The following is a 25818-nucleotide window of genomic DNA, read 5'->3' on the forward strand; positions in this document are numbered from 1 at the left end:
AATCAGGCAATTCTTTAGTGGTAAAGGCACAATCAGCGTTTAAGTTGATCGAGGAATTCTGTCTCCGGCTTAATCGCAAATGATCCTTTTCGAGCGTTAACAACTTCGTTTACGTAAACGGGTAATGCTTTACTAACTAACGTGAATAATGGGTTAGCTCGATCAAAATTTAGCTTATACGTACAGCTAGTGGATCATTTTTTTTAACCACAGAGACGGTCCGCCGTTGCGGCACAAAGTGCACAGAGGTTTGTTAGGTAACTTTTTGCCCCATCAACCTCTGTGCGCTTTGTGCCGCAACGGCGGACCGTCTCTGTGGTTAAAAAAAGTTTTAAACTTGTTTAATAATCTCAATTCAACATACATACAGCCATTATTCACGTTAACTAGAAAATAATCTGGCAGGTGCTTCGCCTGTAAGACTTTTTAAAACATCCTTTTGAATTTTATTTTCGGAATAGAAACAGTTTTAAACCAATAGCGCCGTAGTGAACTTAAATAGGTTACCCACGCATCAAAATTACCTGGTTTTATAGTAAATGAGGAAGCGCCTTCATAATAGGCCTGAACGATGTTGGCGTGCGATTGCCCAACTGTAAGAATAACGACCGGGAGATAGCGCGTTTCTTTTTGAGACCGTAAGAACGATAAAAAGTCTAGCTCATTTCCATTGTCCTGTAAATAAAAATCCAGTAAAACCAGTTGTGGGCCGTATCCCTCCAGTCCTTTAATGAAGGCGATAGCCTCTTTGCTCGAGTGAACCTGGGTAAAGGAAGCTTCCGGAAAGCCAGAAAAAGAAGCCTGCGTTAAAATATCTGAAAGCAGCGGGTCATCATCAACGATCAGTATTGAAAATTTCGAATGCATGTGGACAAGGATGGTAGGTGGACGGTAAGTTACTGAATGGTCATGAGATGTGATAGGATGTTTTGACCAAATGTGATAAGATCCGCCTAAGTCCTAAAGATTTTTACTAAACCGAATGCAGCCGGTTTTTATGAAGGCTAATGAGACAAATTTCCCAAGTAAACCAAACACGAATACTCCATCAATTGAAACGAGCCGTAAAAGTAGTCGGCGATTGCCGGATAGGAGATTTGAAAACATGAAACCCAACCCTTATACGGCCCTCCATCTGGACGTTTTGAAAACGGCATACGCTCCACCATCAATACTTACTGTGCAGGAAGATAAGCCTCACTGTTAATTTGCCTGAATCAATCAGGATCATTAATACAAACGGGGGCGATAAAGTAATGGGAATTGAACGGGTTCATAGTCATGTTAATAATACCCATTACAGCTTTTACAGTCGCTGAATATCATAGAATTACATGACAATATTCGAAGACATGCTTAGGGGCAGTTGGGACAATAACAGGAATTGACAAACCGAGGGGCGAAAGGGACTAGATCAAATAGAGGCAAACATAAAATTCATTCGCTCAAAAGGTTTGAGCGGTTTTAACCACAGAATTGTCACTAACTTTCAACCGCTTGCGGTTAGGCGATTAACTTATACAGGCTAAACCAGAATAATGCCGTAGATGAGAGGAGAATGAACCAAACTACTGCATTCTTAATATCCGATAGGGTAAGATTCGTTGTAATTATAATTCGGATTCTCATTTAGATGGTTCATTGGTTATAGACAACTAATTGGTAGCAAAGTCCGTACCAAACCCCCCGCCTGCTATTCACTAATCAGAAAATTACCATTGTCTATTTTACCCATTGACCGAATAGGAGTTCATTAACAGCCGACTCGGTTTCAGTTGAGAATCTTTATCAAAATCAGGCTTCGTCCGTTTTTTCCAACAGTTGATTCACTAACGTTGTGAGGCCAATCGTGGCGGGTTCAGCAATGAAGGTGACGTTGCTTTTAGTATGTATGGTGGGACTGTTAGGGTCTACAACATAAACCGGTACACCAGGCCTTACGGCATAAACCAGTCCTGCTGCCGGATAGACATTTAATGAAGTACCGACAACAATCATCAAGTCAGCTGTTTGGGTGATGTCCAGAGCTACGTCCATCATTGGCACAGCTTCGCCAAACCATACAATATGAGGTCTTAACTGCGACCCTTTTTCACATAGATCACCTTCGTTTAGCTCCCAGCCATCAATAGCATATATGAGTGACTCATCGACGGTAGAACGGGATTTAAACAACTCGCCGTGAAGATGAATTACCAGGGTGGAGCCCGCTTTTTCATGCAGGTTATCAACGTTTTGGGTGATTACCGTAACGTCGAACTTTTCTTCGAGTTTTACCAGCGCAAAGTGCCCGGCGTTTGGTTCAACGCTGAGGGCTTGTTTTCGTCGCTGGTTATAAAAATTCTGGACCAGGGCGGGGTTGCGTTTCCACGCGTCCGGGGTGGCAACATCTTCAATACGATGGTTTTCCCAAAGTCCGTCCGATGCCCGAAAGGTTGGTATGCCGCTCTCTGCACTGATACCGGCACCCGACAGAACGACAATTTTTTTACGTGTTTCCATGAGTTTAGCGTTTCGAACAGTTGCCTGACGAATGCAAAAAGTCTTCTTTCCCCCAGTTAGATAGTCTACTCCACAACTATTTCGTCGGTTGCCAGCCAGGTTTTCTCTCCTGCATTTGGATGGCTAGTTGGACAAACACCAGCATTCTTTGCCCGTACCCGAACATAACGTGCACGGGCGGTTTTGAAGTCGGCCACAACGGGTAAAATATCCCACGGACCCGATAAATCATATTTTACGGGTTGAGCAATCGCTTCTTTAAAGTCTTTACCATCTCTGGATAGCGCAATCTCAACTGTACCCGGTGGAAATCCTTTCTCTAAAATAACTTTCAAAAAGCTTAACGAAACTTTGGTAACTGGAGTTACATCCCCCAGGTCGATGGTCAGGTCCATGTCAGTTCCATAAAAGAATACCCATTCCCGACGGCTGCGTGGCGTGTCGCCCCGAACGCCGTCGGTAAGTTTGCTGGTTTTAGGATCACTGGTCTGTTCAGGGGCCAGCGTATAGGTATACTGTTTATTTTTTCCTTTATGAAGCGTGAACGTCTGGGTCAACCGCCCGCCCATAGGTGTCATAGCCCGAATTGTCGACGTTTTAGTCAAACTGATGGGGCCTATGTAGGCTGTACTTTTATCCGTTGGCTCTTTCCCGGTGAGTGTATAAAATATCTGACTATCGGAGTCAAGCTTTTTGAGGACAACCTGAAGCTGCCCCTGGTCATTCGCCTGTGTACTGGCCGAAATATCGTATAAGCGCTTGGCATAATTAACCGCCCCCAGCCTGGGCAAATGATTTTTAAGGCGTTGGGCAAAATCCTCGAAATTATGCACGCTGGGTTGCATCCAGGCGACTTCTGCCAAAGCAATTGCCCGTGGGAATGCCATGTATTCGACATCTTCGGGAGTGGGAATATACTCTGTCCAGATGTTTCCCTGCACACCAAGCACATATTTCTGCTCAGCTGGAAGTAGTTCAGCGGGCATGGGCTCGTATCCATAAACTTTATCGAGGGGTAAGTAACCGCCAATGGCTAATGGTTCGGTAGCTGGATTACCCTGATACTGGTCGAGGTAGCAGGTGCCGCCGGGTGTCATAACGACCGTATGCTTTTGTTTCGCTGCGGCAATACCACCTTCGGTACCACGCCAGCTCATAACCGTCGCGTTGGGAGCCAGACCTCCTTCCAGGATTTCGTCCCAGCCAATGATTGACCGACCTTTGCTGTTCAGAAACTTTTCGATTCGACGGATGAAATAACTTTGGAGTTCATGCTCATCTTTTAAGTTATTTTTCTTCATTAGCTCCTGGCAAAACGCACTTTGTTTCCAGGCTGTTTTGGGGCATTCGTCGCCACCAATATGAATGTATTTTCCGGGGAAAAGAGCAATAACCTCTGTCAGAACATCCTGCAGGAAACTGAAGGTTTTTTCTGAAGGGCAATACACATCTTCAGAAACCCCCCATTTTGTAAATACCTGGTACCCCCTGGCTGGGTCGCAACCTAATTCCGGATAGGCCGCCAGGGCTGCCTGAGCATGGCCCGGCATTTCAATTTCAGGTATGATCGTAACAAATCGGCTTTGTGCAAACCGAACGACATCTTTAATTTCCTCCTGGGTGTAATAGCCGCTAACGGGTTTGCCATCAAACTGCTGGGGGTAATTCTGGTAGTACTGACCAACAATCGACTCGGCCCGTTTGCTGCCTATTTGAGTCAGTTTAGGGTATTTTTTAATGTCGATCCGCCAGCCCTGATCATCTGTCAAATGCCAGTGAAACGTATTTTGTTTATGCATCGCCATCAGGTCAATAAATTTCTTGACGAAGGGAACGGGCATAAAATGACGACCTACGTCGAGCATTAATCCCCGGTAGCCAAATCGGGGTCTGTCGGTAATGGCGCAGGCAGGCATGCTGAGTGTACCTGACGAACCCACCGGAAGCAACTGCCGCATGGTTTGGGCCGCGTAAAATAACCCCTTGGATGTCGATGATTCGGCAACAACCCGGCCGGGAGTAACCGTTAATTTGTACCCCTCATCACCCAAATTCAACTTCTTGTTCAGCTGAAAAAAGATGTTTGCCCCTTTCTGTAAAGCGGGTGTGGAAGGTACAACCGTCAGATTCAGATCATGGGCGACCTTAACCTGACCAGCAAAAGTTTGGGCTACCGACTTCACACTGGCATCAGTAGCTGGCATTATCACGATTCGGGTGTTGGGTGCTAATGTAAACTGTCCGTTTTGTCCGGAAAAGCGGGCTGGAAAAGGAATCAGGTTATACTGGTTATCAGATTGGGCGAGAACGGTGGTTGAAAGAAAAAACAAAAAAAGCAGGTGTTTCATAGGGGAAGGAAACATCGTAACGATGGTTTAGCTGGCAAAATACTAAGGATTTTAATTAATGTCGGCCAAAAAACAAAAACCTTCCTGAGCAGGAAGGTTTTTAGGTTTTAGAAAGCTCGTTCAGGCCATTCAAAAAACTTTATGGTCGCATAAATGTCCAGACGGATGCCTTTATTTCTTTGAAACTGCTTTTTTCGCCGTGGCAGAGGGTTTTTTGGCCACTGCCGTTGCCGTTTTTGCTTTAGCAGCCGGGGCCTTGGCGGGGGCTTTCGCAGCCGCTTTTTTTGCCGGCTTGGCGGCAGGGTCATCCCCACCGAGTTTCAGGCAATCCTCAAGCGTTAGCGTTGCCGGGTCTATGTCCTTTGGAATCTTTACATTTCGTTTTCCAATGGCCAAATAGGGGCCGTATTGGCCGTTGATGACTTTAACAGCCGGATTTTCCGGAAATTCCTTAATATATTTATTGGCTTCAACCAGTCGTTTTGCCTGAATCAGCTCTATCGCCCGCTCCAGCGTTAAACCAGCTAATGATTCATTGCGGGGAAGCGACACGTACTTATCTTCAAACTTAACATACGGACCAAAACGTCCTTTACCCGTACTGACGATCTTGCCCTCGAACTCACCTAAGGCTTCACTAACGGCCTCGGCGCGTTTCTGTTGGATCAGTTCTATAGCCCGACCCTCATCAATGGTGTAGGGGTCGTCTTCCTTCGAGAGTGACACATATTTGTCATCGTGTTTCACGTAAGGGCCGAACTTGCCAATACCGATGATCATGGGCTTATCTTCAAAGAAACCAACTTCCCGCGGCAGGGAGAACAGGTCAAGTGCTTCCTGTAGGGTGATCGTCTCAATCAACTGACCGTCGCGCAGGTTGGCATATTGTGGTTTTTCGTCGTCCGTCGATTCGCCAATCTGGGCATAAGCACCATACTTCCCTAAGCGAGCCGATATTTTTTTACCACTTCGGGGGTCCAGTCCCAGATCGCGCGCACCGGTTTTAAAGGACACGATCGAAGAGCCCTGTATATCTTCAATGTTTTTATGGAAGTCCCCGTAAAAGCCCTGAAGCATACTCTGCCAGTTCATTCGGCCATCGGCAATCTCATCAAAATCCTTCTCGACGGTTGCGGTGAACTTATAATCCACAATATCGGGAAAGTATTCGACCAGGAAGTCGTTGACCACAATACCCGTGTTTGTTGGGAAAAGCTTGGCTTTTTCGGAGCCAAATGTTTCTTTACCACTGGTTTCACTGATCTGGTCACGTTGCAGCGTATACTCAATGTATTTACGCTCCTGACCGGGCTTATCCTGCTTGGTTACGTAGCCCCGGTTAACGATCGTGGAGATCGTTGGCGCGTAGGTTGACGGGCGACCAATACCCATTTCTTCCAACTTTTTTACCAGAGAGGCTTCGGCATAACGCGGTTGTGGCCGGGTAAACTTCTCCGTAGCTTTCATCTGTCCAAGGTTCAGTCCCTGCCCAATGGTCAAAGGCGGTAACATTCCCTTTGCGTCTTCATCGTCCTCGTCGTCTTTCGACTCGAGATAAACGCGCAGAAATCCATCGAACTTAATAACCTCGCCCTGAGCTACCAGCTCATTTGGGAAAGACTGCGTTTTAGCGGGGGTGACGGTTTCCGCAAACGGACTATCGTCAATATTTGCCTGAATGATCGTGGTTGCACCGTTAACAAACCGAATGCCTATGGTAACGGTTGTTCGTTCGAGCTGGGCATCGGCCATTTGCGAGGCAATAGCCCGTTTCCAGATCAGTTCATAAAGTCGTTTTTGATCGCGATCGCCACCAGCATTTCGATCATTGAAATTTGTTGGTCGGATGGCTTCGTGCGCTTCCTGAGCAGATTCGTTTTTTGTTTTGAACTGCCGGGTTTGAATGTATTTCTCGCCAAATTCCGACCCAATCTCCGCCACTGCCTTGTCGATAGCCTCCTGAGAGAGGTTGGTCGAATCGGTACGCATATAGGAGATTTTACCCGCTTCATATAGGTTCTGGGCAATTCGCATGGTCCGATCGACCGAATAGCCCAGTTTACGGGATGATTCCTGTTGTAAGGTAGAAGTGGTAAAAGGTGGTGCCGGTGATTTTTTGGCGGGACGCGTTTCCAGATTTTTGATGGTGAATGAAGCACCCACACAGGCTTCCAGAAAAGCGCGGGCTTCTCCGGCAGTCGCAAAATTCTTGGGAAGTTCAGCGTTCAGCACTTTATTGCCGTCAACGATAAACTGGGCGGTCACTTTAAACGATGACTTAGCCGAGTGTTTATCGATTTCGCGTTCGCGCTCTACCACCAATCGAAGGGCTACCGACTGCACACGTCCTGCGGAAAGGCCCGTACTGCCTCCTTTAATTTTACGCCACAGGACCGGAGAGAGCTCATAGCCAACCAAACGGTCAAGAACGCGCCGTGCCTGTTGGGCATTGACCAGATCAACATCAATCGTCCGGGGCGATTTGATCGCGTTCAGGATCGCGTTTTTTGTGATTTCACGAAAAACAATGCGTTTGGTATTATCCCGAAGGCCAAGCGCTTCTTTTAAATGCCACGAAATCGCTTCCCCTTCCCGGTCATCATCCGTCGCAAGCCAAACCTCGTCAGCGGCTTTGGCCAGTGATTTTAATTCGCTAACTAATTTCTTCTTATCGGGCGAAATTTCATAAGACGGACGGAAACCATTCGTCACATCAACGGCCAGCCCATCTTTAGGCAAATCGCGGACATGACCGAAACTGGACTTCACAGTAAAGTCTTTTCCCAGATAGCCTTCAATGGTTTTCGCCTTCGCCGGCGACTCCACTATGACTAAGTTTTTCGACATAATCGATATTTAGATTGAAACTGTCTCCGCTACCATTTACCACGAATCGAGCCAAATATAGACGCAAAAGCACTGACTTGTGCATGACAAGCAATCTAAGATGAAACAAAAAAAGAGGATTGCGGGGCTACTGTAGGGATTATATACAGCTAACAATCGAGGAGTAATCTCAGTTCGTATTCCCCGGCAAAAACCCCTATAAATGGGCTAAAAAGGCCTATTTTTCGTCAAAACAATAGCTGATTTCTTCATAGATCAAGCTGTTCACCCCCTTTGTTTTAACCCAATGAATAATTTTTGATTTTTTCCAACAATTAACTTCAATTATGCATATTCTGAATTCAATGTATAAAGACGCCTAACCCTGTGCAGTGGATTCGTACATCTATTACTTTGGCTTGAACCGTACCAAACAGGCAAAAAAAATGGCTCCACATTCCTGGTGGAGCCATTTTTTTGCCTGTTTGGCAATCGTATGAATTATCGAATCTGAACAGTACCGCCAATTTCACCATTTGGATAGCTGGAGGTACGCAGGTTTACCCGGTATAGCCCGTTTCGAAGACTATCTGCCCGAGCTTGTGAAACTGAAATCGTTCCACTGGACGGTGATGAAAGTGTAACGGCGGTTCCACTTCCTGGGGTCGTACTTGTGCCACTACCTGGAGTCGTATTCGTCCCGCTACCGGGTGTGGTTGTTGTCCCGCTACCTGGAGTCGTACTTGTCCCGCTACCGGGTGTGGTTGTTGTCCCGCTTCCGGGGTCAGTAGTCGTGCCACTACCCGGTGTTGTTGTGGTTCCACTACCGGGTGTTGTTGTCGTACCACTGCCGGGGTCAGTAGTCGTTCCACTACCGGGGTTCGTTGTGGTTCCGCTACCGGGTATCGTACTTGTACCGCTGCCAGGGTTTGTAATTGTCGATGGTAGGGTACCCGCCAGGAGTATGCTGTTGCTATTCGTTCCTGATGTCGATCCAACGGGGTCGAGCGTAATCGCCGTTGGTGATATACCCGAATACGTTACTGTGTAACTTAATACGTTCGACGTTTGCGTAGAACCGGAAGTGCTTCCCTGATTCAGGCTTCCTGTAAACGTACCGGTACCCGCAGACGTTGACGATCCGCCGGAGTTGCTTAAGGATGCGGCAAATAAAACGGGTGTCGGCACAGTAATTGGATTGTCGGTGTCTTTCTTACAGGCGTACCCAACGAGCCCAACAGCCAGAACGGCTGCGCCAATGATCACTTTTTTCATAACGAGAGAGGTTACATTAATTTAGACTAATGCCTATGGGATTAATATAGTTTGATGTGTTGGGTTAACGTTGAATATTGTTCCAAGCTTGCCTAATTTTTTGTAAAGTGAGGAAATGGACCAACTGAAACGGCTTTACATGAGCATAAAAGCAAGCGCCATTGTATATGCATGTAAAACTTATTTTCCGACTGGCTACTGTGGCCGACCTTCCAGTAATTGTCCAGATGCTTTCCGACGACACCCTCGGTGCGTTACGGGAAAATACTAAACCATCAGTTTCGGAGCAGTATAAGAAGGCATTTGACGAAATTCACAAGGACCCGAATCAAGAATTGACAGTTGCCGAACTAAACGGCGAGATCGTAGCGACTTTTCAGCTAACCTTTATCCAATATCTGACCTACCAGGGTGGGCGCAGGGCACAAGTTGAGGCTGTTAGAACCCATTCCAGCTACCGGGGGCAGGGTATAGGTACCGCTGTGTTTGACTATGTTATCCAACGAGCCAAAGAGAAAGGTTGTCATTTGGTGCAGCTAACGACCGATAAGCGAAGACCGGATGCTTTACGATTTTATGAATCATTGGGCTTCGTGGCTACACACGAGGGAATGAAACGTAAACTGGACGACGAACAGACGCAGGTTTAACTCCAGAAAACAGATTCAGTTAGCTCCAATACACTTTTTTTTACGTATCTCAACTCACTGAATAATTCTGGTAAGCTAAGCTAGGCCGCTGATAGTCAGTTAAATGGATGAAGGGTTTCTTTTTTTGGACGAAGATTGAATTCGCTTAGACTCATTCTCTGAAAAAAAATTCTCATTTGGTTAAAGTAAAAGTAAGGGCTTATGCGTCAACCTTACAAAGGCCCCAAACAGGCATTCGTTGTACCGAAAGATCGGCCGTTACTTTTCGCTACAATCGATAGACTGTCCTTACCAGGTCTTACAACCAATTAATGAATTTATAACATGAATATCATATGGCGAATAGCTGGCGTAGCGCTGGCGGCTGGATTGGTACTGTTTCTGGTATCACTCCTATTAAAAGTACTTTTAGTGGCATTAGGCATTGGGCTGGTTATACGGGTCGTTGGCCCCCGCTTAGCGGGCAGACGAGCATTTGGCCAGTTCAATCGGGGGCCGTGGCAATCATCGGATATTATTTCTATCGATAGTCCTGGTTATCGTTCACCGGTGAACCAGGCGAGTTTCGCCCGTATCATTCCGATCAGCTAAGCGAGTGAACACACACAATCAAAAACAATCAGTAAACACAAGACTAAAAACAGACAATCATGTATAATAAGCAGGGATTTCAATCAGACCATAAAGGGGGCTGTGGATCAATGGGCCGGGGTAAATGGGGACGCGGTAAATTTGGCGGATTCTGGGGCGGCCCAATGGGTGGACGACACGGATGGGGCTTTCAACAGACACCCGTCAACATTCAGGAAACCGAAACGGAATTTATACTCTCCGTATTTGCCGCTGGTATCGTTAAAGAAAATGTGACACTTTCGGTGAAGGACGATGTATTGACCATCGCCTATACAGGCAGCGAGTCAACTGAAAAGGCTGATTCAACAACCGCAAACTATACCCACCAGGAGCACGGTGACCGTTCATTTGAACGTGCTTTCCGACTCAATGAGAAGGTGTTGACGGAGAGTATATCTGCAAGCTATGCAAATGGGATTCTGAAGGTGATTTTGCCGAAAAATCCGGCCACCAACAAACCGGCGCAAACGATTAGCGTTGCCTGATCGGACGTTTAGATGAATAAAAAGCCCCGGCTTCTACAAGCCGGGGCTTTTTATTTTTTGCTGTCAACGGGTTACAGTTTTTTTACCTCCCCACGGATTTCACCACCTTTATAGGTAGCGGTATGGATGTTGGCGTAATACTGACCAGCCAGCAAACTATCGACCTGGGTTTGGCGGAGAACCGGTGAGGTCGCAATGATGGGCGATGTCAGGCTTGGGAATGGGATATCTACGGGCCCTGTACCATCTGCGTTGACAATCTTGTGTAAGTGACCGCCCGTTGGCGTTAGGCCCTGATAAGTAACGGTATAGCTAAGTACCCGAGTCGTTGTGTTCAGACTGCCGACAAACGTACCCGTTGCAGTTGACGGGTTGCCAGTAGGTTTCTCGCCGGAACCCGTTAACGAGGCTCCTAACCGGGTTACTGTGGAGATAACCGTTGGGTTCTCATCACTGCTACAGGAAGCTACCGTGAACCCGATAGCCAACAGGGTAATAGCAGAAAGAAAGGCGTTTCTCTTCTTCATAAAGTTTGTTTTCAATAGAATGATTGTGGGGTTGCTGATTTTAGTCATTGAATTTCTGCCACCAAGTTAAGTTTATTATCTATTTTGTTCTATTGATGGTCCTGTAAACTGGGTTATTCCTCAGAATTACCCCCAACTTTACGGTTGTTTAGTATCCATTCAGGGGAATATTTCCAAAACGAGTCAGAATCTTCTAATTTTGACCCGCAAACCTGAATCCATATTTGGATTCCTTGGTTGTTTTAAAGAGAATATCCCTTTCAGTAATCTGTTTTTTTATTCCTACTTGCTATGGCTTTTGATTTAGACATGATTCAGCGCGTTTACGCTAACCTCGGCAAACGCGTCGAAGCCGCTCGGCAGGCAGTGGGCAAACCGCTGACCCTGTCGGAAAAGATTTTGTATAGTCACCTCTTTGGCGGTGAAACAACCCAGGCGTTTGAGCGGGGTAAAGCCTATGTGGACTTTGCGCCAGACCGCGTAGCCATGCAGGACGCCACAGCTCAAATGGCCCTTCTGCAGTTTATGCAGGCCGGTCGTCCGAAAGTGGCTGTGCCATCAACGGTTCACTGCGATCACCTGATTCAGGCTGAAGTAGGGGCAGTAAAAGATTTGGACATTGCCAAAAATAAAAATAAAGAAGTTTACGACTTCCTGGCTTCGGTATCAGACAAGTATGGTATTGGTTTCTGGAAGCCGGGTGGTGGCATTATTCACCAGGTGGTTCTGGAAAACTATGCTTTCCCGGGCGGTATGATGATCGGTACCGATTCGCACACGCCAATGGCAGGCGGTTTAGGTATGATCGCTATCGGTGTGGGTGGTGCCGATGCCTGTGATGTGATGGCCGGTTTGGCCTGGGAGTTGAAAATGCCAAAATTAATTGGTGTTAAGCTAACGGGGAAACTGAGCGGCTGGTCATCGGCGAAAGATGTTATCCTGCGCGTTGCCGGTATTCTGACCGTTAAAGGTGGAACGGGCTGCATCGTGGAGTATTTCGGCGAAGGAGCCGAAACACTGTCGGCGGCTGGTAAAGGCACGATCTGTAACATGGGTGCTGAAATTGGCGCGACAACGTCGATTTTTGCCTATGATGAAAAAATGGGCGATTACCTCCGGGCAACGAATCGCGCTGAGATTGCTGATGCGGCTTCGGCGGTTCAGGCAGACCTACGTGCTGATGACGAAGTGTATGCTGATCCGGCATCTTACTACGATCAACTGATCGAAATTAACCTGACGGAACTGGAACCACACATTAACGGTCCATTCACCCCCGACCTCGCCTGGCCTTTGTCGAACTTTGCCAAAGCGGTGAAAGAAAATAACTGGCCTGCCAAGCTGGAAGTGGGACTGATTGGTTCCTGCACCAACTCCAGCTACGAAGACATGACCCGTTCAGCTTCGGTAGCCGCTCAGGCAACAGCCAAAAACCTGAAAACCAAAGCGGAGTTTACTGTAACGCCCGGTTCTGAACTGGTTCGGTTCACGGCCGAACGGGATGGTTTGCTGGACACCTTCGAACAAATTGGTGGTGTCGTGCTGGCTAATGCCTGTGGTCCCTGTATCGGTCAGTGGGCACGTCACATGGACGATCCAAGCCGCCAGAACTCAATCATCACTTCGTTCAACCGGAACTTCGCCAAGCGGAACGATGGAAACGCCAGCACGCACGCGTTCGTGGCCTCGCCCGAAATCGTGACAGCTTTCGCTATTGCCGGTGACCTGACGTTTAACCCCATGACCGATACGCTGACCAACGAAGCGGGTGAGCAGGTTATGCTGGATGAGCCACAGGGTATCGAGCAGCCGCTGAATGGCTATGCCGTTGATGATGCCGGGTATCAGGCACCAGCCGAAGATGGTTCGGGTGTTCAGGTACTCGTGAGCCCGACGTCTGATCGTTTGCAGTTACTGGCTCCGTTTGCAGCCTGGGAAGGTACTGACCTGAAAGGGTTGAAGTTGCTGATCAAAGCGAAAGGCAAGTGTACCACCGACCACATTTCGATGGCGGGCCCCTGGTTGAAATACCGTGGCCACCTCGACAATATTTCGAACAACATGCTGATCGGTGCGGTCAACTTCTATAACGAGAAGACGAACACCGTTAAAAATCAGCTAACCGGTGAGTATGGTGAGGTGCCGGCTGTTCAGCGGGCCTACAAAGCGGCTGGTATTGGATCGATTGTGGTTGGCGACGAAAACTACGGTGAAGGTTCTTCGCGTGAGCACGCTGCCATGGAGCCTCGGTTCCTGGGCGTTCGGGCTATCCTTGTTCGGTCATTTGCCCGTATCCACGAAACCAACCTGAAAAAGCAGGGTATGCTGGCGCTGACCTTCGCCAATCCTGCCGATTACGATAAAATCCAGGAAGATGATGTGATCGATATCAACGGATTAACGGAGTTTACTCCGGGTCGTCCGCTCGAAATTGGATTGCATCATGCTGATGGAACGACGGATACCTTCCCGGTCAATCATACCTATAACGAGGGTCAGATTGAGTGGTTCAAGGCGGGTGCCGCGTTGAACATCATACGGATGAAGCAAAACGCGTAAGCCTACGTTAAAGGGTAGTTATAAAAGCAGCCGATCGTCTTGAAGACGATCGGCTGCTTTTGTTTGTTAAAATGATTTTTTACGCGTTCTGTTCGTCCTACTGTCTGATATAATGCACCATTTATTACGACGTACAACAAGCCATTCATGGCTACGATGAGCGTAACATCTTTTAACAGAGCACGCCCCCAACCTGCACCGAATGGCCATTCATATCGGCACGAAATATAGTGTCGTTCTTCTCAAAGCTCCATAATACGCCCTGGTCAACAATTATCGCGACGGTATTTTCCCATCGCCTTTATTGCCAACCTGTATCCAACTCATTTCACGAATGCTGGTTTTGAGAAGGGTGCCATTTTCGACAGTCCAGAGAAAGCCCCCATTGATTCCAGCATAGTAGCCTCCGTAAATTCTCCTTTAGCACCAATCTGTCTCCAACTCCCGTTTTTCGACGTCTCGAAAAGCGTATCAGGTAAACCGGCTGTTAGTTCATAGAACTTGAATATTGCCCACAGCCAATGAGCGGAGGTTGTTATGCTTGGCGAGCGTTCGTACACTGCCTTGTTGCTACATTTAAAGTCCTATTGTTGCATAGCTTAAGCGGGTAAACAGGGTGTAAGACGTAAAGGAGGGCGATTACCGTTGTTAACTCGTAGGTCAGAAAGTAGCAAGCGAACTATAGAGAGGCCCTTATTTAGGAATTAATTCGGGCTTATTTGATTGTCTTTAATACACAAAACCGCTACCCAAGATCAAAGCTTAAGTAGCGGTCCTTTCATGTTCAACAATGAAAAAGGTGTTTACTGTTCGTCGGCTTCGGGAGCAGCAATTTTGACCAGGTCTTTATTTTCGGGAAATAAAGCAAGTCCTTTTGTGATCCATTCCTGACGGGTATTTGTATTTTTTGTGACGAGTTCCTCGTAGGAGATCAAGTATTTGAAGGCGAGAATAAGATCCTTTTTGTAGCGGTTGCGCTCCTCTTCTTTGTCTGCAACCATGGTAATAAATTGCTCAAAATAGGGCTTTGCTTTCCCATTGCGAACGGCTTCTTCGGGGGTATAGGCATAATAGTTGGCTTTGGCCCTGTAGAGCACCGTGGGCGCATAATCTGGCGACCCTTTTTGAGCCAGTGCCAGCGCTGAATCGGCGAGCGCAAAACGTAAGGTATCCCGCTGAAGCTTACCGGAACTATCGCGCTGGAATCCAAGCGTGTAGTTACTCATGCCATACCGAAACAAATCCTGTACATCGGCTTTGAAACCATGTTTAGCTGCAGAGTCAAGCATGGAGACTGCTTCGGGGTGTTTCTTGGCCCGATAATAATACTTGGCCAGGTCACTGTACAGATTCTCCGTTGTGTCGAAGGGGGCGGCTTTCGCCAGGAAAACAGCGCCCAGAGAATCATCGCTTGCACTATCGGTGGCCATATAGGCCCGGCCAAGGTATTTATAATCATCAGGCATGGCTTTCTCCGGAGATTTCTCCAGGAAGGTATTGATGTTCTCGATTGCCTTCTGCGGTTCTTTCAGGGAAGAGTAAGCCCACCCTTTAATTCGATAGATGATCGGGTTCTGACCCAGGGCTGTCTGGTTGCTGTCGATGAGATTAACGGCCTGTTGGTAATCTTTTGCCAGAAAATGGAACTGTGCCTGACGGAGCAGGGTAGGTTGCCGAACGTCATTCGATACCCGAACGTACTGGTCCATGTAATTGGCGGCTTCTTTATAGCGATTAACCAGGAAGTATAATTCGGCTAACTGGTTGTAGGCCGGGGCATAGCCTTTATTAGCGTCAATAGCTTTTTTGTAATTTTCAACCGCCAGGTTCAAATTGCGCCCCTGCCAGTAAATATCGCCAATGCGTTGATACACCCGCGATGGGTTCATGCCCAGTTCGAGAGCACTTTCGTACCGAGTGACAGCCGTACCGGCATCTTTATTCAAATAATGCGCATCGCCGAGAGCCAGCTGAATGGAAGCATTTTTCTTGTCCCGTTCGGTAGCGCGGTTCAGAAAGTCGATGGCTTTTGCTGCGTTTACAACTTTTGGGTAAACGGGTTTGATGGAACCATCTCCCGGCGTTAAATAACCTGTGTAAGCTTCACCAATTCTGTACAGAATATCTGCGTTCTTTCCTTTACTTCGGTCAATGACGTGAGCCAGTTTCGGGTCGGCATTTGTAAGGTCGTTCTTGACCAGATACGCAATGGCTATACCGGTTTCGTTAAGCGGTACCCGTTTTTCATCCATTGGAAGACCTTTTTCGAACCAGATTCGGGCGGAATCCGGCTGGCCGGCCCGGAGGTAACCATACCCGGCATCGAATAAAGTTTGCATGGATGGGTTCTGCTGAGCATTCCGGTTGAGGAGTTGGTTGGCCTCATCGAACCGGCCAAGGTTCATCAGTGTATTGGCGTCAGGCGCTGGAGTCTGCCCGAAGGCGACAACCGCAAAACCTGAAATCATTAAAAATGTCAGTTGAGCTTTCATGTTGCGTAGGTTTTAGCCAATTAACAAACAATATCGTTTGCCGTGGCTCCCGCAAAGTGCATTCTCAAACTAAGAGAGAGCTTAATGATTTATTAGAATTGGCTTAGAAACGGATCGCTATGTAGACATCTTTAACCGATCTACGGCAAACAAGCAGCCTTAGTTTGGACTAATGACCTGCCTGTTTTAGGGGTCAAGCATGACAAGATTATTAATGTGACGAATTCGTTAATTGAGCGGTCAGAAATTTACCGAGCTCGTCAACAACAATAGGCCAGCTTCCTGCTTATACGTAATGATGATCCCAGGACTACCTCAAACGTAATGGTAGTAAATTCGTACACGCTGCCCGCTCCAGTTGCGTTTTCCGGAATACTCGTACCGGACTGGTTAAACTACTCTCATTTTTTGCTTTACTTCGAAAGCAACCTAGATTTTAGCAATTACTATTTTTTTGACAACGCATGTTTAAGATTTCAATTAGCTTCCTATCCGCTTTTCTGTTCAGCTTCGGCTTGGATGGAAACTTGGGACTACTCAAAAGACCAGACATCCCACCAGCCACTATCCATGCCCCGGATTACCCGCCGAACCTACAGGTAACGGAATTCACGGGCCCTGACTTAACACCCAGTCCGGCCTGTTTGGCTGTTGCCCCAACCGGCGAAGTATTCGTTGGAGTGGACAAGCAGGGGTCGTTGGGGAAAAAGCCGAACATGGGTGCCATCGTTCGGTTGGTCGACAGGAACAATGACGGAAAAGTAGATGAGCATACAACCTTTGCCAGTGTAAATAACCCACGCGGCATCATCGCGCTGGGTGATCAGGTGTATGTACTGCACGCCATATTCTCGGCCGAAACAGGGAAGGCTACAGGCATGAATCTGGTCGTTTTTGACGATAAAAATGGGGACGGCGTAGCCGACGGTCCTTCCAGACCACTTGTTGAGCACATCAGCAATGTCAAGTTTATTCAGGAGCGGGGCGTCGATCACGCGACCAACGGTATCCGAATGGGGATTGATGGCTGGATCTATATTGCCGTGGGCGACTTTGGTTTTCATGATGCCGTAGACCGGTCGGGTAAAAAGCTGACCATGCTTGGCGGGGGCATTGTACGGGTAAGACCCAATGGGACCGAGATGGAGATTTTCTCCCATGGTACACGAAATATTTACGATGTGGCCATTGATCCCTATATGAATGTCTTTACCCGCGACAATACCAATGATGGTGGTGGCTGGAATATCCGGTTTAGCCATCAGCTGCAGTCGGCGGAGTATGGCTACCCGGTGTTGTTCAAGCATTTTACCGACGAAATTCTGCCGGCCCTGGTCGATGTAGGGGGTGGATCGGGTACCGGGGCTTTGTTTATGGATGAACCCACGTGGCCGCAAAAATACAACCAGGTGCCCATGATGGCCGACTGGGGCCGTAATGAACTGTACATACACCGCGTTACGCCCGACAAAGGTACCTTCACGCAACAGGAGGAAGCCTTTATTAAACTCCCGCAGATTACGGATATCGACGTGGATGGATCAGGTCGGCTGTATATGGCGGCCTGGAATGGCGCCGGTTATTCCGGTAATCCCAACAAAGGCTTTGTGGTGCGGGCGATTCCCCAAAACTGGAGCTATCAGGCTTTCCCGAACCTCAAAAAAGCGTCGGTAAAAGACCTGGGAAAATTGTTAACTTCGAAAAGTGCGGTAGCGCGGTTCAATGCCTCGCAGGAGTTACTCACCCGACCTGAGAAACAAACTGCCAAAATTGCGTTAAAGGTTGCCGAGGATCAGAAAATGCCGTTGGCCTGCCGGGTGGCTGGAATCTTCACGTATGCCCAGGCAACAGGAGAAAAAGGAATTGATGAACTGGTACAGCTCACGAAGGATCCGTCCGTCCGGGAGTTTGCCCTCCGGGCACTGGCCGACCGGAAGCCATTCGTCAATAAGATACCGCTTGAGCCTTTCCTACAGGGCGTGAAAGACCCGTCGGAGCGGGTGCAGGTGGCTGCATTGATCGGGTTGGGTCGTCTGGAGCGAAGCGAAGCTGCTGCCACCCTGCTTCAGGTTGAAGTACCCAATACTTTTATGGCACCCGGTAAAGATGTTGAAGGCCCCCACGCCACCCCCAATGCCGCCATAGTACCCGCCCATCTGGCCGTACGGTCGCTGGTAAAGCTAAATGCCGTAACGGCCTGTGTACAAGCAATCAACTCGCCAAACGCGCCCCTGGCGCTTTGGGCTCTGCGGTATATGCACACTCCCGAAGCAGTCAGTGGTCTAATTAATGCCTATGGTCAGACTACTAACGCTGGTTTAAAAAATCAGATACTAACCACACTCGGGCGTTTATACAAACAGGAAGCGCCTTATGATGCGTCGTGGTGGTGGAGTACCCGTCCGGATACCCATGGGCCTTATTACAAGTCGATTGTTTGGGAATCGTCTCCGGCAATCAAAACCCTGCTGCTGAGCGAGTGGCAAAAAGCTGCCGATAAACAGTACTTTATCGATCTCAACAGTCGGCTTCGGCTGGATATTCCCGAGTTCGGCGTTGAAGAGCCGGTTGTTGTTCAGCAGGAGAATAAAGTTGATCTGGAGAAGATCCGGAGTAAAAAAGGCCAGGTTGGTGAAGCCTCTATCGAAGATGTCATGCTGGCGATGGCCAAACTGCCGGGCGATGCGGCCCTTGGCAAAACCTTGTTTACACAACAGGGCTGCGTGGCCTGCCACAGTCTGTCAAAGAGTGAGACGATGAAAGGCCCATTTATGGGACAGATTGGATCGATCATGAACCGGGAACAAATCGCCGAATCCATTCTTAAACCTAATGCATCCATCTCGCAGGGATTTGCCTCAGTGTCGGTAACGGCAAAAGGGAATAAGAGCTATACTGGATTTATCACGGAAGAATCAGCTTCACGGCTTGTTATGCGGGATATTACGGGCCAAGTGTATACGATCAAAAAGGCTGACCTGCTCAGTCGAAAAGAACTGGACTCATCCATGATGCCAACGGGTTTAGCCAATGCCTTATCCTACGACGAGTTTGCCTCACTGATCACATTTCTGTCCCAACAGAAATAAACGTAAAGGCACCTCTTAGGGGTAGGCCTAGAAAACCAGCCCTTAATACACAGGGCTCTACAGACAAAAGAGTTTGGTCAGGTATAACAGCCTGAACCAAACTCTTTTGTTATGAATCAATTTAAAAACTAGCGACGCGGTGGCGTACCACTCGTATTCGTTTTAGGCGGTGTTGTAGCGGTTGATGACGAACTGCCGCTCGTAGTACCGGAAGTCGACGTCATACTTGAGCCGCTGGTGCTTCCCGTCGTGGTGGTTGGCATAGTGGACATTGTTCCATTCGTTTTTGTATTGCCCTGGCTGCCCGAGGTTGTTCCGACACCGCTCGTGCTGGTGGACGTCTGGGTGCCGGTTGTGGTACCGGTATTTGTTGACGAACTATTGGTCGATTGAGCGTTAGTCGCGTAGGAGGTAATGGCGATTAACAATGCGCTGGCTGCAATTACTTTTTTCATAACTTGATTGATTAATGGTTTTAAATAGTTTTTCCTGCCTTGACCAATCCGGATGCCTGTACAGCTGAAATAGGTACGGCACTTATTAGCCGATTGTCCTTTGTATAGGTGACCTTGCAAAGCAACAACTGCCAACTTAATGAGAGCTTAATCTGACTTTAAATTTACCTTAAAATTGCAGGAGCTTACTGGCGATAGGTCGAGCCTGTGTACGGACAATTGAATGATTCATTTTATCCCTTAAATCAAAAAAATGATCTAAACTTTAGGGATTAACAACCCGTTTGTCTGACCTGTACCATGGCGCGAAAGGTCGGGTCATTAAACTGGAAATAAATGAAAATCCTGCTGACGGGAGCCACCGGTTATATCGCCCAGCGGTTGCTGCCTATATTGCTACAGGACGACCATGAGGTTGTTTGTTGTGTTCGGGATAGGCTTCGGTTTCAGGCGCCGGAAACCGATTCGCCTAATGTACAGGTCATTGAAGTTGATTTCCTTAAAAAGGATACCCTTTCGCACATTCCTCAGGATATTGATGCCGCTTTTTATTTAATTCATTCGATGGCCTCACCAACGGGTGATTTTACGCAGTTGGAAGCCACCGCAGCTCAGCACTTTGTCGAAGCTGTTCAGGCGAGCAGAGCACGCCAGATTATTTATTTAAGCGGAATTGTCAACCAACAACACTTGTCGAAGCACTTGCAGTCCCGACAACAGGTGGAAAGCATACTGGCAGCGGCCAGTATACCGTTAACGACCCTGCGGGCGGGAATAATTGTGGGGTTGGGGAGTGCCTCTTTCGAGATTATTCGTGATCTGGTCGAAAAACTACCCGTTATGATTGCTCCGCGTTGGCTGCATACCCGTTGCCAGCCCATTGCTATCCGAAATGTCGTTGCTTTCCTGGCGGGTGTTTTGCTGCGTCCGGAAACCTACCAGGCCAGTTATGATATTGGAGGCCCGGATGTGCTGTCCTATAAGGAAATGCTTCTTCAATTTGCCCAGGTTAGGGGCCTGAAACGCACCATATTTGTTGTACCGGTGATGACCCCGAGACTCTCTTCCTACTGGCTGTATTTTGTGACGGCAACTTCATATCCACTGGCCTGTCATCTGGTCGACAGTATGAACGTTGAGGTGGTGGGTTTACCAAATATGCTGGATACCTTGCTTGGTATCAAGTTGATTCCTTATAAAGAGGCCATAGAAATGGCCTTTGATAAGATTGAACAAAATGAAGTTGTCTCCAGTTGGAAAGACGCCCTGGCTACTCCGGTTCTATATAAAGGAATGGCCCAGTATATTGAGGTACCGGTGAAGGGTTGTTATAAAGACCATCGACGGATCAAGATTGCTGATGCCGACCGGACATTAGATAGGATCTGGTGTATTGGCGGGCAAACGGGCTGGTATTATGCCAACTGGCTTTGGGCGCTTCGTGGGTTGATAGACCAGGTTGTGGGTGGGGTAGGCCTGCGCCGGGGTCGCCGAAGCCCAAGCCGCATCAAGGCCGGAGATGCCCTGGATTTTTGGCGCGTTTTGTTAGCCAGCCGATCACAGAAACGGTTGCTCCTGTATGCAGAGATGAAACTGCCGGGCGAAGCCTGGCTGGAATTTAAACTTAACAGCGACAACACACTAGAGCAAACGGCCACCTTCCGGCCGCTGGGAATCTGGGGGCGGCTTTACTGGTATGCTGTGCTGCCCTTTCATGGGTACATTTTTCAGGGCATGATTCAAAAACTGGCCCAACCTTAACCATAATAATTATGACCTTAATAGGAAATGTTATCTTTATTAAGCTGTGTCACTGGTTTCTGATGTGTTTTAACCTCATGGCACCCTTACCGCAAACCAAGGCTTACGTAAAGCCTTTGAATTCCTCGACAAATATTGTACAGATCCCTAACCTTGTCCGTGAAAAGGAAGCCATTATCGAAGCAACGAACCAGCAGCGAGTCCGTAAACGATTACCCGCTTTAAAGCCAGATGAGAAGTTAATGCTGGCGGCACAGCAGTATGCCGAACTCATGGCGGCTAAAGATCAATTGAGCCACACCCTAAACGGGATGGGACTTGATGATAAAGCCAAACGGGTGGGCTACTCGTTTAGGCAAATACGAGAAAATATCACCATGAATACGCGACTGGATGGCCAGTTTGTTGTTGTCGGGCAGTGGATGGAGTCGAAAGGACACCGCCAGAACTTGTTGTTTAAAGACCTGACAGATATCGGTGTTGGCATTGCCGGCCCCAGTAAACAGAATCGTTATTACTATTGCCAATTATTCGGTGCGCAATTGTGACAATCCCGGATGATTAGGACTAGTCGTAAAAACGCTGATAAACACGCTCGTAGATGAGGGTGGAAAATTCGGTAAACAGCTGTTGACTGGTTATCGCTGGCGTCGATAATAAATGCATCGGTATCGAAGGATTTCCGCGCTGGTAGGGCGGTTGAGCGTAAGGGAACACATTCAGGTAAAAACCCTGGCGTTCATAAAATGCAATCCGACGTATGCTGAGGTTGTCATTTGGTAATTCAACTTCCAGAACAACATAGGAAGCGGATTGCCTGAATACTATGTCGAGTGCTTGCTGCCCATACTGCCTGCCACGCAGGCCCGGATCAATGGCAAAATGCTCAACGAACAGACATTCTTCCCACTGCCAGTAAATGATAAAGCCAACGAGCTTGTCTTCACTCACCAGGCCACACAGGTGCATTTCGGGATAGGGGAGGAGCCGAAGCAAATCGCAAAACGTTCGCCGTTCGGAGGGCGGGAACGAATTCTCATACCACAGTTGGATGCTTTCCAGGAAGGGGTGGGCCTGGTTTATTCGGACGAATTGCATAGTCAGTCAACAAGAACCAAAGGTATACTTTCTTCGCTCACTCGACTGGCACAGAGGCTACAGTCCCCTGTTTTTTATAAACGAGTACCAATTTTTCGCCTTTGTCTTTAGAGACCGTATCACCAATAGCTACATGAACACGGTCAGGGTAAGCAATATAGAAACTGGACGCTTCCCGACTTTCCATATCCACATAATCGATTTTCAGGGCCTGCGGAAAGGTGATTGTTTGGGCTTCGCTTCGGGCGGTGTCGGTAATAATGGCATTCAGCCGTTTTTGAATAACTGAACTGGGTGGCAATTTCGTTTGAGGATCAACGTCTTCGCCCAGATACTGTTGATAAAAATAAGCAAAAGCAATCCCTAAGAACACTAAACCGATGACGATTACATACCGACGTACTGATTTCATAAGGGATCGAATTTGATTTACCGCAATGCTTCAATGGCCTTTTTCATAGCCGCAAACTGCCTTTTTTTCTGAAGGACGGTTGGGGCGGCAACCCGCTCGCGGCAATCGAAAATACCACATCGTTCGCAGGCTTCATTCACAACCCGGAACGATACTTCGCTTGGTGGGTTGGCCTCAGGAGGGGTCGACATGAATTTCATCTTGCTCTTCAAAGCATCATTGACCGCAAAACACATAGATAAACTTATGTTCTGCTGACCAACCGCCTGAAAAGGATGCGCAACCGAGATAATTAAGTATTGCTGTCCGCTATCGTAATATTCCGAGATCTGAGCCCGGCATAGGGTTTCATCAAACCCTTTGTTTTGTTGTAAAAACTGAAGCTCCTGTAAAATGGTCCAGGCAATCCACCGTCGACAAAAATGTTCGTCCATGATACCGCGCGGCCCCTGCTTGCGGGAGAGGTGCATCTCTTTGGTCAACTGGAAGGTTGTTTGACCGGGCGTATGGTTGAACCGATAAAAGAATAGTTGATCGATGCCGAATGCACTCGGAAGGACATTACTCAACCGATAGAAGAAACGCTCGGGTGTGGCACCAAAGTCCTCGATTAGCGTCAAAAAATCGTCGTTGCTCCAGGTGTTTCGGGCAAACAGATCGGTTAGTTTAGCCACCAGCGAAGCCCTGCGAATTAGGATAGCCCCGGCAAAATAAGAGGCTTTGTAGTTGTTCAGAATTTGCTCAAACGATTCGGCCTCAACCCAGGAATAGCTGAAAGGCCGGTTTTTGAGCGACATAAACTGAAACCCAACTTCCCGTGACAAGATAAACGAACGTTGTTCGACAGAGAGGCCAGCGTTGAGGTGTAAGGTATGCTGTTCCGGCCGGTACACTGATCGCAAAGCCACCAGCTCCGGTTGCGTGAGGGGGTCGAAATATTCAATGCTGATATTATACCTCGTTTTGAGCAAGTTGACCAGCAATCCCTCCGTAACGGGCTGCTCGGGTGCCGGAGCAAACTCAGACAGGAATCGATCGGCATCGGCTTCTATATCAGGAAAATAATTGTCATGCATTTCCTGATAAGACCGCAACATAGTCAGGTACAACCGTTCGACACTCATGTTGTAACTGAGGGCAATGTCCATGAAGGTTCGAATCATGGCACTCACTTTGGCAGGTGCTTCCGCGAGCAGTTCCAGCAAATCGGATGGGTCAATTCCAAACAGCTCAAGGGGCACTTCCGTCAGGAATTTCGACCGGAGCAGGTCCGAAATCGGCTCTAACTTTTTGCTCAGTTTAAGCGATACCAGGGTGTCATAGTCTACCTGCATGGCGTTGGCCAGTGCCGATATTTTATCCGCCTTGGGGTATTTTCGGCCTTTTTCAATTTCAGTCACATACGAAATTGATAAGCCTGATTTTAGGGCTAATTCGCTTACAGACAGCCCTTTGTCGAGCCGGAGTTGACGCAGCTTCAAGCCAAACAGCAGGCGGATATGATCAGCGGGTAGATTCAAGGGGAAACACGTGGTTAGTGAGATGCATCAACCAGAAGCGGACTCAGGTTCCAGGACTGGGCGGGGTCGTATAAGAGATGTCCATGATCAACGACCAGGGGACTGTCAACATTGTTGTGGTATAATTGACCAGTGCCCAGTCCTTGCGGCAGCAGATGCTTAAACTGGGCCGTGTACTGAGCGATGGCATTTAAACCAATGTTGGATTCGAGGGCCGAAGTAAGCCACCACCCGATATTCAGGCGACCGGCTAATTCGATCCACTCATCACAATGGCGCAACCCGCCCAGTAATGTAGGTTTCAGGACTATATACTGAGGCTGTATTTTTTTAAGCAGCCTGAATTTATTGACATATTCCATCTGCCCGATCAGCTCTTCATCCAGCGCAATCGGCAGGGGCGAGTGCTGGCAGAGGTCAGCCAGCAGGTCGGGCTGGCCGGCTCGTATGGGTTGTTCAATGGAGTGCAGATCAAAAGTAGCCAGCCGTTCGAGTTTTGTTAGCACATCCGAAGGCTTAAAAGCGCCGTTCGCATCGACCCGCAACGTGATCTGGTCTGCCGGGAACCGATCCCGGATCATCGCGAGCAGGTCGCATTCCTGCTCAAAATCGATTGCCCCGATCTTTAATTTTAAGGTTGTATAGCCAGCCAGAAGTTTTTCGTCAATCTGCTTCTGCATGAATGCCTGACTGCCCATCCAGATCAGCCCATTAATGGGTAAAGAGCGCTGGCCGGTGGTAAAGTCAGAAGCCTGAATGATACGCTGCCCACCCGCCAGAAAGTCGAGCATAGCCGTTTCAAAACCGAATAAAATGCTTGGAAACGATGGGCTGATCAGTTGATTGAGGATAATCGGAATATTCCAGCTAAACAGCTGCAGATCCATATCCGTAAACTCATCGCAGTATTGATCGAGCATGGCTTCGAAATCAGGGCGATCATCGAAGCTCAACCCTTTTAGCGGTCCGCATTCTCCATAGCCGATGAGTGAGGGGGCCTCATCATCGAAAATTCGTATTATGTAGGACGTTTTTTCCGTTAGGGTGCCGCGTGACGTACCCGCTTCGAAGCGAAAATGCAACGTGTATTTCAGGTAGTCGGCTCGTAAACTCATTGTACCAAACGGTGAGGACGGGAATTCCCAGTCCTAAAAGTACTAATTTTGACTGCTCAAGCTGGCAATAT

At 48.0% G+C, this 25818-nt stretch carries 19 protein-coding genes; 7 read left to right on the forward strand and 12 right to left on the reverse strand.

Annotated features, from left to right (window positions below):
- Nucleotides 1-426: 426 nt before the first annotated feature.
- From ACYVK4_RS15285 to ACYVK4_RS15305, 5 genes are all read right to left on the reverse strand, one after another.
- Nucleotides 427-867, reverse strand: coding sequence for a response regulator (locus tag ACYVK4_RS15285; RefSeq protein ID WP_461128388.1), 441 nt, complete (start codon nt 865-867; stop codon nt 427-429).
- Nucleotides 868-1794: 927 nt separating this feature from the next.
- Nucleotides 1795-2502, reverse strand: coding sequence for an SIR2 family NAD-dependent protein deacylase (locus ACYVK4_RS15290; protein ID WP_461128389.1), 708 nt, complete (start codon nt 2500-2502; stop codon nt 1795-1797).
- Between the two features lie 65 nt (nt 2503-2567).
- Nucleotides 2568-4850: a glycoside hydrolase family 20 protein gene (locus ACYVK4_RS15295; RefSeq protein ID WP_461128390.1), complete on the reverse strand. Its 2283-nt coding sequence runs from the start codon at nt 4848-4850 to the stop codon at nt 2568-2570.
- Between the two features lie 171 nt (nt 4851-5021).
- On the reverse strand, nt 5022-7697 hold the full coding sequence (gene topA / locus ACYVK4_RS15300) for a type I DNA topoisomerase (RefSeq protein ID WP_461128391.1): 2676 nt from the start codon (nt 7695-7697) through the stop codon (nt 5022-5024).
- Between the two features lie 480 nt (nt 7698-8177).
- Complete coding sequence (locus ACYVK4_RS15305; RefSeq protein WP_461128392.1) at nt 8178-8951, reverse strand: hypothetical protein; 774 nt, start codon at nt 8949-8951, stop codon at nt 8178-8180.
- A 167-nt stretch (nt 8952-9118) separates the two neighbouring features.
- Between ACYVK4_RS15305 and ACYVK4_RS15310 the strand changes: the two genes are divergently transcribed.
- The 3 genes from ACYVK4_RS15310 (at nt 9119) to ACYVK4_RS15320 (ending at nt 10719) form a co-directional block, all read left to right on the forward strand.
- Nucleotides 9119-9601 (forward strand): GNAT family N-acetyltransferase, encoded by a 483-nt coding sequence (locus ACYVK4_RS15310; RefSeq protein ID WP_461128393.1) that lies wholly within the window; start codon nt 9119-9121, stop codon nt 9599-9601.
- 324 nt (nt 9602-9925) lie between these two features.
- Nucleotides 9926-10192: a hypothetical protein gene (locus ACYVK4_RS15315; RefSeq protein ID WP_461128394.1), complete on the forward strand. Its 267-nt coding sequence runs from the start codon at nt 9926-9928 to the stop codon at nt 10190-10192.
- 59 nt (nt 10193-10251) lie between these two features.
- Nucleotides 10252-10719, forward strand: a complete 468-nt coding sequence (locus ACYVK4_RS15320) for an Hsp20/alpha crystallin family protein (protein ID WP_461128395.1) — start codon at nt 10252-10254, stop codon at nt 10717-10719.
- Between the two features lie 71 nt (nt 10720-10790).
- Here ACYVK4_RS15320 and ACYVK4_RS15325 read toward each other — a convergent pair whose 3' ends face one another.
- Nucleotides 10791-11246, reverse strand: a complete 456-nt coding sequence (locus ACYVK4_RS15325) for a CHRD domain-containing protein (RefSeq protein WP_461128396.1) — start codon at nt 11244-11246, stop codon at nt 10791-10793.
- Between the two features lie 291 nt (nt 11247-11537).
- Here ACYVK4_RS15325 and ACYVK4_RS15330 point away from each other — a divergent pair, with 291 nt between their 5' ends.
- Entirely contained in the window at nt 11538-13805 is a 2268-nt protein-coding gene (locus tag ACYVK4_RS15330; RefSeq protein WP_461128397.1) for an aconitate hydratase, read from the forward strand.
- Nucleotides 13806-14608: 803 nt separating this feature from the next.
- Here the strand turns inward: ACYVK4_RS15330 and ACYVK4_RS15335 are convergent.
- Complete coding sequence (locus ACYVK4_RS15335; protein WP_461128398.1) at nt 14609-16297, reverse strand: tetratricopeptide repeat protein; 1689 nt, start codon at nt 16295-16297, stop codon at nt 14609-14611.
- Nucleotides 16298-16761: 464 nt separating this feature from the next.
- Here ACYVK4_RS15335 and ACYVK4_RS15340 point away from each other — a divergent pair, with 464 nt between their 5' ends.
- Nucleotides 16762-19386 carry a DUF7133 domain-containing protein gene (locus ACYVK4_RS15340; protein WP_461128399.1) on the forward strand — a complete coding sequence of 875 codons (2625 nt, stop codon included), beginning with the start codon at nt 16762-16764 and terminating at the stop codon, nt 19384-19386.
- Between the two features lie 128 nt (nt 19387-19514).
- Here the strand turns inward: ACYVK4_RS15340 and ACYVK4_RS15345 are convergent, their stop codons facing one another.
- Nucleotides 19515-19841 (reverse strand): hypothetical protein, encoded by a 327-nt coding sequence (locus tag ACYVK4_RS15345; protein ID WP_461128400.1) that lies wholly within the window; start codon nt 19839-19841, stop codon nt 19515-19517.
- Between the two features lie 336 nt (nt 19842-20177).
- Here ACYVK4_RS15345 and ACYVK4_RS15350 point away from each other — a divergent pair, with 336 nt between their 5' ends.
- A complete protein-coding gene (locus ACYVK4_RS15350; RefSeq protein ID WP_461128401.1) occupies nt 20178-21602 on the forward strand; it encodes an SDR family oxidoreductase in 1425 nt (474 codons plus the stop codon).
- Between the two features lie 77 nt (nt 21603-21679).
- The gene (locus tag ACYVK4_RS15355; RefSeq protein ID WP_461128402.1) at nt 21680-22150 is read left to right on the forward strand and encodes a CAP domain-containing protein; all 471 of its coding nucleotides are present in this window, start codon (nt 21680-21682) and stop codon (nt 22148-22150) included.
- Nucleotides 22151-22169: 19 nt separating this feature from the next.
- Here ACYVK4_RS15355 and ACYVK4_RS15360 read toward each other — a convergent pair whose 3' ends face one another.
- From ACYVK4_RS15360 to ACYVK4_RS15375, 4 genes are read right to left on the reverse strand one after another with little or no spacing between them, the layout of a single operon-like run.
- Complete coding sequence (locus tag ACYVK4_RS15360) at nt 22170-22700, reverse strand: GNAT family N-acetyltransferase (RefSeq protein ID WP_461128403.1); 531 nt, start codon at nt 22698-22700, stop codon at nt 22170-22172.
- Nucleotides 22701-22737: 37 nt separating this feature from the next.
- Entirely contained in the window at nt 22738-23112 is a 375-nt protein-coding gene (locus ACYVK4_RS15365; protein ID WP_461128404.1) for a hypothetical protein, read from the reverse strand.
- A gap of 17 nt (nt 23113-23129) precedes the next feature.
- Nucleotides 23130-24632, reverse strand: a complete 1503-nt coding sequence (locus tag ACYVK4_RS15370; RefSeq protein WP_461128405.1) for a helix-turn-helix domain-containing protein — start codon at nt 24630-24632, stop codon at nt 23130-23132.
- 14 nt (nt 24633-24646) lie between these two features.
- On the reverse strand, nt 24647-25747 hold the full coding sequence (locus tag ACYVK4_RS15375) for an o-succinylbenzoate synthase (RefSeq protein ID WP_461128406.1): 1101 nt from the start codon (nt 25745-25747) through the stop codon (nt 24647-24649).
- Nucleotides 25748-25818 lie beyond the last annotated feature (71 nt).

Source organism: Spirosoma aerophilum (assembly GCF_054782495.1).

Coding starts and splice junctions, on each gene's coding strand:
- ACYVK4_RS15290 (WP_461128389.1), bottom strand. CDS start 2,502: ATGGAAACACGTAAAAAAATTGTCGTTCTGTCGGGTGCCGGTATCAGT.
- ACYVK4_RS15295 (WP_461128390.1), bottom strand. CDS start 4,850: ATGAAACACCTGCTTTTTTTGTTTTTTCTTTCAACCACCGTTCTCGCC.
- ACYVK4_RS15340 (WP_461128399.1), top strand. CDS start 16,762: ATGTTTAAGATTTCAATTAGCTTCCTATCCGCTTTTCTGTTCAGCTTC.
- ACYVK4_RS15360 (WP_461128403.1), bottom strand. CDS start 22,700: ATGCAATTCGTCCGAATAAACCAGGCCCACCCCTTCCTGGAAAGCATC.
- ACYVK4_RS15305 (WP_461128392.1), bottom strand. CDS start 8,951: ATGAAAAAAGTGATCATTGGCGCAGCCGTTCTGGCTGTTGGGCTCGTT.
- topA (WP_461128391.1), bottom strand. CDS start 7,697: ATGTCGAAAAACTTAGTCATAGTGGAGTCGCCGGCGAAGGCGAAAACC.
- ACYVK4_RS15355 (WP_461128402.1), top strand. CDS start 21,680: ATGGCACCCTTACCGCAAACCAAGGCTTACGTAAAGCCTTTGAATTCC.
- ACYVK4_RS15375 (WP_461128406.1), bottom strand. CDS start 25,747: ATGAGTTTACGAGCCGACTACCTGAAATACACGTTGCATTTTCGCTTC.
- ACYVK4_RS15320 (WP_461128395.1), top strand. CDS start 10,252: ATGTATAATAAGCAGGGATTTCAATCAGACCATAAAGGGGGCTGTGGA.
- ACYVK4_RS15350 (WP_461128401.1), top strand. CDS start 20,178: ATGAAAATCCTGCTGACGGGAGCCACCGGTTATATCGCCCAGCGGTTG.
- ACYVK4_RS15315 (WP_461128394.1), top strand. CDS start 9,926: ATGAATATCATATGGCGAATAGCTGGCGTAGCGCTGGCGGCTGGATTG.
- ACYVK4_RS15325 (WP_461128396.1), bottom strand. CDS start 11,246: ATGAAGAAGAGAAACGCCTTTCTTTCTGCTATTACCCTGTTGGCTATC.
- ACYVK4_RS15335 (WP_461128398.1), bottom strand. CDS start 16,297: ATGAAAGCTCAACTGACATTTTTAATGATTTCAGGTTTTGCGGTTGTC.
- ACYVK4_RS15345 (WP_461128400.1), bottom strand. CDS start 19,841: ATGAAAAAAGTAATTGCAGCCAGCGCATTGTTAATCGCCATTACCTCC.
- ACYVK4_RS15285 (WP_461128388.1), bottom strand. CDS start 867: ATGCATTCGAAATTTTCAATACTGATCGTTGATGATGACCCGCTGCTT.
- ACYVK4_RS15365 (WP_461128404.1), bottom strand. CDS start 23,112: ATGAAATCAGTACGTCGGTATGTAATCGTCATCGGTTTAGTGTTCTTA.
- ACYVK4_RS15330 (WP_461128397.1), top strand. CDS start 11,538: ATGGCTTTTGATTTAGACATGATTCAGCGCGTTTACGCTAACCTCGGC.
- ACYVK4_RS15310 (WP_461128393.1), top strand. CDS start 9,119: ATGCATGTAAAACTTATTTTCCGACTGGCTACTGTGGCCGACCTTCCA.